At 68.3% G+C, this 7,362-nt stretch carries 6 protein-coding genes; 4 read left to right on the forward strand and 2 right to left on the reverse strand.

Features of this window, described 5'->3' with window-relative positions:
* Positions 1 to 947: hypothetical protein (locus Q0Z66_RS11590; protein WP_298041295.1), on the reverse strand; the 947-nt coding region annotated here is incomplete at its 3' end.
* 73 nt (positions 948 to 1,020) lie between these two features.
* Positions 1,021 to 2,943 carry a GspE/PulE family protein gene (locus tag Q0Z66_RS11595; protein WP_298041297.1) on the reverse strand — a complete coding sequence of 641 codons (1,923 nt, stop codon included), beginning with the start codon at positions 2,941 to 2,943 and terminating at the stop codon, positions 1,021 to 1,023.
* Positions 2,944 to 3,197: 254 nt separating this feature from the next.
* Between Q0Z66_RS11595 and Q0Z66_RS11600 the strand changes: the two genes are divergently transcribed.
* The 4 genes from Q0Z66_RS11600 to Q0Z66_RS11615 form a co-directional block, all read left to right on the forward strand.
* The gene (locus Q0Z66_RS11600; protein ID WP_298041299.1) at positions 3,198 to 4,625 is read left to right on the forward strand and encodes a CCA tRNA nucleotidyltransferase; all 1,428 of its coding nucleotides are present in this window, start codon (positions 3,198 to 3,200) and stop codon (positions 4,623 to 4,625) included.
* Positions 4,626 to 4,678: 53 nt separating this feature from the next.
* A complete protein-coding gene (locus Q0Z66_RS11605; protein ID WP_298041301.1) occupies positions 4,679 to 5,320 on the forward strand; it encodes a hypothetical protein in 642 nt (213 codons plus the stop codon).
* Positions 5,321 to 5,425: 105 nt separating this feature from the next.
* The gene (locus tag Q0Z66_RS11610) at positions 5,426 to 6,757 is read left to right on the forward strand and encodes a helix-turn-helix domain-containing protein (protein WP_298041303.1); all 1,332 of its coding nucleotides are present in this window, start codon (positions 5,426 to 5,428) and stop codon (positions 6,755 to 6,757) included.
* Between the two features lie 120 nt (positions 6,758 to 6,877).
* Positions 6,878 to 7,362: aldehyde dehydrogenase family protein (locus tag Q0Z66_RS11615; protein WP_298041305.1), on the forward strand; the 485-nt coding region annotated here is incomplete at its 3' end.

Below are 7,362 nucleotides of genomic sequence, written 5' to 3' on the forward strand. Positions count from 1 at the left end.
CGGAAACGGGCGACCTCGCCCACCGACCACGCGAGGTCCAGCTCGAGCTCGCGCTCGAACGTCTCCATCATCTCGGCGGGCACGAAGCCGCGGATGACGCGCTCGATGCGCTCGCGATCCCAGATCGACGTGCCCCCGACGGACTTCAGCTGACCGTCCAGACGCACGACCGGCGTCGACTCCGAGACCATGTGGAGGTCGGAGGCGCCCAGGTCGATGATCGCCGTGACCGCCGCGATGAACTGACGGTCGGCCTCGGGGTTCTCGGCGAGGATCGCCTGCTCGATCTCGGTGGCGCGGCTCGCACGGGTCGGCTTGGCCTGCTCGCTGAAATCGGGCAGTGCCGAGTTCACGTTCTGACCGGCGCCGGGCGTGACTCCGCCGTACATCTGGCTGACGGGCAGTTGCGCGTCGAGCACCTGCGTGCGCGCATCGGCGCCGCCGCCGGAGTACGCGTCCATCGTCGGCAGGGGAGCGGTGGTGGGCGCGGCGGAGCGGCGCGTGCCGGAAGCCTGCTGCTGGGCCGCGTATTGAGCCTGCTGCGCGGCGGCCTGCTGAACGGCGAACTGCGCCTGCTGGGCTGCCTGCTGCTGAGCGCGCTGCTGGGCGGCCATGGCCTGCTGCTGCTCGTTCGCCCGCATCTGCTCGGTGAACTGGGCCTGACGTGCGGCGAGCTCGGCCTGCTGCTGAGCGACGAGCTGCGCCTGCTGCTGAGCGGCGAGCTGGGCCTGCTGCTGGGCCTGCTGCTGGCGTGCGGCCTGGTTCTCGAAGTCCGAGAAGTAGTCCGGGATGCTGCTGTTCGACGATGCGGAGGCGTTGGCCGGCAGGGTGACGCCGGCGACACCGCCGAGGACGTTGCGCAGTTCGGGGTCGACCTCGGGGCCGCCCAGCAGGGCATCGAATCGGGAGCCGCCCATGGCGGACGCGGACGCGTTATCGATCGTCACGTGCGGTGCCTTTCAAGGTGAAGAAGTTCTGGATGCCGCGCGCCGGGCGCACGGGAAGATGCGGGTTCGTGCGTCACACGGTGACGCGCAGGATCTCCTCGATGGAGGTGTGCCCGAGGAGCGCCTTGGCCCAGCCGTCCTGGCGGAGGCGGGTCATGCCCTTGGATTCGGCGTATTCGGCGATCACGGCGGTCGGAGCGTTGGCCACGGCCATGCGCTCGATCTCCTCATCGACGGCCATGACCTCGTGGAGGGCGATTCGTCCGCGGTAGCCGGTGTTGGAGCACTGGGGGCAGCCGACCGGACGGTAGATCGTCGGCGGGTTCTGGTACTGAGCGGCCGGCGCGTTGACGATGCGCAGTTCGACCTCGGTCGCGACCGACTCCTCCTTGCACCGCTCGCACAGGCGGCGGGCGAGGCGCTGGGCGACGACCGAGTCGAGGGCGGTGCCGACGAGGAAGGGCTCGACGCCCATCTCGATGAGACGGGTGACCGAGCTGGGAGCGTCGTTGGTGTGCAGTGTCGAGAGCACGAGGTGACCGGTCAGCGAGGACTCGACGGCGATCTTCGCCGTCTCCTCGTCACGGATCTCACCGAGCAGGATGACGTCGGGGTCGGATCGCAGGATCGAGCGGAGCGCCGCGGCGAAGGTGAGGCCCGCGGTCTTGTTCACCTGGACCTGGTTGATGCCCGCCATGCGGTACTCGACGGGGTCCTCGACCGTGATGACGTTGACCGTGGGCTTCGCGATGGCCGCGAGCGTCGTGTACAGCGTCGTCGACTTTCCCGAACCGGTCGGACCGGTCACGAGCATCATGCCGTAGGGCTTGGAGAAGCTGCCGCTGTAGACCTCCATGTTGCGCTCGAGCATGCCGAGATCGCTGAGCTTGAGGTTGCCGACGGGGGAGTCGAGCACACGGGCGACGACCTTCTCTCCCCAGACGGTGGGCAGGGTCGCGACACGGAGGTCGATGTTGCGCCCACCGTGATTGACCGAGATGCGGCCGTCCTGGGGCTTGCGGCGCTCACCGATGTCGAGATCCGACATGACCTTGATGCGGCTGATGACGCCGGCGATCATGGTGCGGGGAACCCGCTGTACTTCGGTGAGGACGCCGTCGATGCGGTAGCGCACGCGCAGGTCTTCGCGGCCGGGCTCGATGTGGATGTCCGAGGCGCGGTCCATGATCGCCTGGCTGATGATCAGGTTGACGAAGCGGATGATGGGGGCTTCGTCATCGCCCGCGGCATCCGTGACGTCCTGCGTCCAGGCTTCCTTATCGGCACCGGCTTCGCTTTCGAAGGCGTGTGTGAGCTCCTCGAGCTCGGAGTCGACGCGGTGGTAGCGGTCGATGGCGGCGAGGATCGCCTGGCGCTCCGAGACGACGGGCGCGATCGGCATGCGCGCGACGGCGGCGACGTCGTCGAGGAGGACGACGTTCTCCGGGTCGGCGACGGCGACGACGAGGCGCTCGCCCACGCGGGAGATCGGCAGCACGGCCTGACGGCGGCACATCTGGTCGGGGATGAGGTTGACGACGCTGGGCTCGACGACGAACTCGGTCAGGTCGATGTACGCCAGGCCGAGGCGCTCGGCGAGTTCGACGGCCTCGTCGCGCGGCGACGGTCCCTCCGGCTCCTCCTCGGGAGCCGGGGCGGCGACGGGCTCAGGAGCGGCAGGCTCCTCGTGGACCGGGGGCTGGACCGGCAGCTCCGTGCCCGCGATCACGGGTGCTTCGCCGATCGTGGCGACGGAGTCGGCGCGACGACGGGTGCGGCGCGAGTGCGAGGGGGCCTCGACGGGTTCCTGCTCGACGGCGACATGCTCGACGGCGATGCCGCTCGCATTGACGTGCTGGTTCGCACGGCGGCGCTGGGGAGCGGCCGGTGCCACGGCGACGCTCGCGTTCGTCGAGGTGCGGCGCATCGGGGGCGTGGCGGCGTTGGCTTGGACCTCGGATGGGTCATCCGAGCGCTCACGACGAAGATTCGCCACGGGTTCTCCCTTTTGTTTTGTCGTCGACAAGGCACCCTGAACGGGCGCATCGAACGTCGATGCGATTCAGGGGGTGGTCTCGAACGTTTGGGGTGTGTTCGAAACAGCGGGTATGGCGGGTCGGGTAATCAGCCGTAAAGGCGTTCGGGTAGACGCCGCACCCACCTACTATGCCGTAACGACACGCGCGGCACCAATCGACTTGGACATCCGGCAGCCCATCCGCCCGGTCGAGCCCCGGTACGCTGGAACCCATGCTGAACATGGCCGAGGGGCTCGCGCGTCTGCGCGCGCTCGCACAGGGACCGGTCGTCTCGGCCGTCGCCGATGCCTTCCACGCCGCGGGATTCGAGCTCGCCGTCGTCGGGGGCCCGGTCCGCGATGCGCTGCTGGGGCGTCCCGTCCACGACCTCGATTTCACGACGAACGCCTCTCCTGACGAGATCCTGCGCATCGTCACTCCGATCTCATCCGCGCAGTGGGACATCGGCCGTGCCTTCGGCACGATCGGGGCCCGCGTGCAGGGAGAGCAGGTCGAGATCACGACCTATCGTGCCGACAGCTACGACGGGGTGACGCGCAAGCCGACCGTCGAGTTCGGCGACACGATCGATGGTGATCTCGTGCGTCGCGACTTCCGTGTGAACGCGATGGCGCTGCAGGTGCCGGGCATCAAGCTGGTCGATCCGACCGGCGGAGTCGAGGATCTCGTCGCCGGTGTGCTGCGCACCCCGACCGATCCGAACGTCAGCTTCGGCGACGACCCGCTGCGCATGCTCCGGGCCGCGCGCTTCAGCGCCCAACTCGGCTTCTCCATCGAGGAGGGCACTCGCGAGGCGATCACCCGCCTTCGACAGACGCTGAAGATCGTCAGCCCCGAGCGTGTTCAGAGCGAGCTGGTGCGCCTCATGCAGACCGACGACCCCGCCCGCGGCATCCGCGTCCTCGTCGACACCGGACTCATCGAGGAGTTCCTCCCCGAAGTCAGCGCCCTCCGCCTCGAGGTCGACGAGCACCATCACCACAAGGATGTCTACGAGCACTCGCTGACGGTCCTGCAGCAGGCGATCGCGCTCGAGAACTCGCGGAACCCGGATGCTGAGCCGGACGTGCCGCTGCGCATCGCAGCACTTCTGCACGACATCGGAAAGCCCCGCACCCGCAAGCTGGAGGACGGGGGAGCGGTCACGTTCCACCACCACGACGTGGTCGGCGGGCGCATGGCGCGCAAGCGCCTGCAGGCCCTGCGCTTCGACGGCGACACGATCGACGCCGTCTCCACCCTCATCGAGCTGCATCTGCGGTTCTTCGGCTACGCCGAGGGCGCCTGGACCGATGCTGCGGTGCGCCGATACGTACGCGACGCCGGCGATCTGCTCGAGCGCCTGCACATCCTCACCCGCGCCGATGTCACGACGCGCAACCGTCGCAAGGCGGCCCGGCTGTCGTCGGCGTACGACGACATCGAGAAGCGCATCGCCGATCTCAGCGAGCAGGAGCAGCTCGACGCGATGCGTCCCGAGCTCGACGGCAACCGCATCCAGGAGGTGCTGGGCATCCCGCCCGGACGCGAGGTCGGCGAGGCCTACCGCTTCCTCCTCGACATCCGTCTCGATGAGGGCGTGATCGGCCCGGATGCCGCGGAGCAGCGCCTGCGCGAATGGTGGGCGGCCCGGGGCTGAGCCGCGTTCTCCTTAGGATTGATGCGTCTTCATCGATTCACTGGAGGAATACCATGCGTCTTCATCGCACCCTTGTCCCGCTCGCCGTGATCGGCGCGCTCGCCCTGACCGGATGCTCGTCCAGCGGCTCTGCCGATGCCGAACCCGCCGTCGACTACGACTACGACTTCATCGCCATGGGCGAGCCGGGTGAGATCACCGCGGCCGGCAGCGCCCTGTCCTTCGGGGAGGTCGCCTGGTTCGAGGGGCCGATCAACGAGGGCGAGGATCCGTACGAGCTCGGCGTCGTCGTGCACGACGTGATTGAGGCGCCCGAGGGCTTCCTCGAGGACGCCGTCAGCAACCCCGAGGACTTCACCCAGTACACGCCGTACATCATCATCACGCAGTTCCACGCCGCGCAGGACGTCGTCGATGCTCATGGGGGAATGCGCAACCTGTCGTTGCAGCCCCTGCTCGCCGACGGCACGCCGGGGGCGTACCTGACGACGATGGCCGTGTCGAAGACCGACGAGTGCGGTGCCAGCGTTCCCGAGTGGGAGGGCGGCGAGGACATGTTCTCCTGCCTGATCGGGTTGGCCGAGGAGGGGCAGCAGATCACGGGAGCCCTGTTCGATGACACGACTCAGGCGACCGTCGTCCTCGACCCGGAGAACCCCTACCAGGCCTCTCCCGTCACCTGGTCGGCATCCTGACCGGCGGATAACCCACCGATGACCGGGGAACTTCATGGAATCGCGCGAAGTTCCCCGGTTTTCCGTAGACTGGCGGCCCACTCCGTCATCGAAGATCGGAGACCAATGACTTCTCCTTGGTCCGTGTCGCGGGATGCCTCATCAGAGGTTCCGAGGTCGATCATCGAGCGTGCGCATGAGGAGCTCGTCGCCGGAAATCTTGACGATCGGCGGCTCGAGCAGGTGCGACCGCTGGTGCGTCAGTCGTGGGAGCGGTCGTGGAATCGGCGCATCGGCGCCGAGGTTCTCGCACCGCTGGCACTGACGGAGGAAGAGCTCGAACGCTATCGGCTCGAGCATCCGCTGGCCGGCACGATGCCGATGATCCGTGGTCTGCTGCTGCCCGGCGACCCGGATGATTCGGGCGTGATGATCGCGGTCGGCGATCATGCGGGGCGGCTGCTCTGGGTCGAGGGCGATCGGCAGAAGCGCGCGCTCAGCGGCGATATGGGTTTCGTCGCCGGGACGAATTGGGCGGAGTCCGTGGTCGGCACCTCCGCTCCGGGCACCGCGCTGGAGATCGGCGAGTCCGTTCAGATCCACGGCGCCGAGCATTACAACCGGCTGGTGCACCCGTGGTCGTGCACGGCGGCTCCCGTCTTCGACCCGGAGAGCCGCGAGGTTCTCGGCGTGATCGACGTCACGGGCGGACCCGAGGCGGCGACGCCGCAGGCGCGTCTCCTCGTGGATGCCACGGCTCGGGCGGTCGAGTCGGAGCTGCTCGTGGCACGGCTGCGCGCACGCAGCTCGACACCGCTGGTCCCGCCGCCGACGCGCCGACGTCGCCGTTCGGAGCCGCTGCGCGCCGTGCTGCGCGTCCTCGGACGCGATCGGGCGCAGCTCGAGGTCTTCGCCGAGGGGGCCGAGTCGATCATCGAGCTCAGTGCACGGCACGCCGAGATCCTGCTCGTGCTCGCACTGAACCGGCACGGAGTATCGGCGGAGCGGCTCGCAGCGCTCGTCTACGGGGAGGGGTCGTCGACCGACACCCTGCGCCCTGAGATGGTGCGCCTGCGCAAGGTGCTGCAGCGGATCGCCCCGGAGCTGGCCCCGGAGTCGCGTCCGTACCGGTTGAGCTTCCCGCTCGAGACCGACGCGCACGATGTGCTCTCGCTGATCGACCGGGGTGCGCACCGTGTCGCGCTCACGGCGTATCGGGGCGCGGTGCTGCCGGTGTCGACCTCGCCCGGCGTGGAGGAGTTCCGGCAGTCGGTGCGCTCGGCCCTGCGGGAGGCGATGCTCGCCGAGGCGAACATCGACGTGCTGCTCGCCTACGCCGATATCCCCGAGGGCGCGGATGACGTCGAAGTGCTGAGGCTGTGCCTGGAGATGCTGCCGGCGCGCTCTCCCCGACGTGCGGGAGTGGTGAGCCGTCTCGAGCGGCTCGAAAGCGACTGAGGAGCGCTCCGACCCGACGCAACCTTCTGCAACGCAACGCATGGACATGCAACGTTGCGCGACTTATCGTCGGTGAAAGGCGTGCGGCAACGAGGCCGCGCACCGTCGAAGGAGACCCCCATGACGATCGTCGAAGAAACCGCATCCACTGCATACGCCGCTCCGGGAACAGCTGGGTCCATCGCGTCGTATCGAGCCCGTTATGGGCACTACATCGGGGGTGAGTTCGTCGATCCCGTCAAGGGCGGGTACTTCGAGAACGTCAGCCCCGTCAACGGCAAGCCGTTCACCGAGGTCGGTCGTGGCACGGCCGAGGATATCGACCGGGCCGTCGAGAACGGCTGGAAGGCGTTCGAGGGCTGGAAGCGCACGACGCCCGCCGAGCGCAGTGTGATCCTCAACAAGATCGCCGACCGCATGGAGCAGCACCTCGAGGAGATCGCGGTCGCCGAGACGTGGGAGAACGGCAAGCCGGTGCGCGAGACGCTCGCCGCCGACATCCCCCTCGCCATCGATCACTTCCGCTACTTCGCGGGAGTGCTGCGCGCGCAGGAGGGTTCGCTCAGCCAGCTCGATGAGAACACCGTCGCGTACCACTTCCATGA

The sequence above is a fragment of the uncultured Microbacterium sp. genome, from assembly GCF_947632095.1.
Taxonomy (GTDB): domain Bacteria; phylum Actinomycetota; class Actinomycetes; order Actinomycetales; family Microbacteriaceae; genus Microbacterium.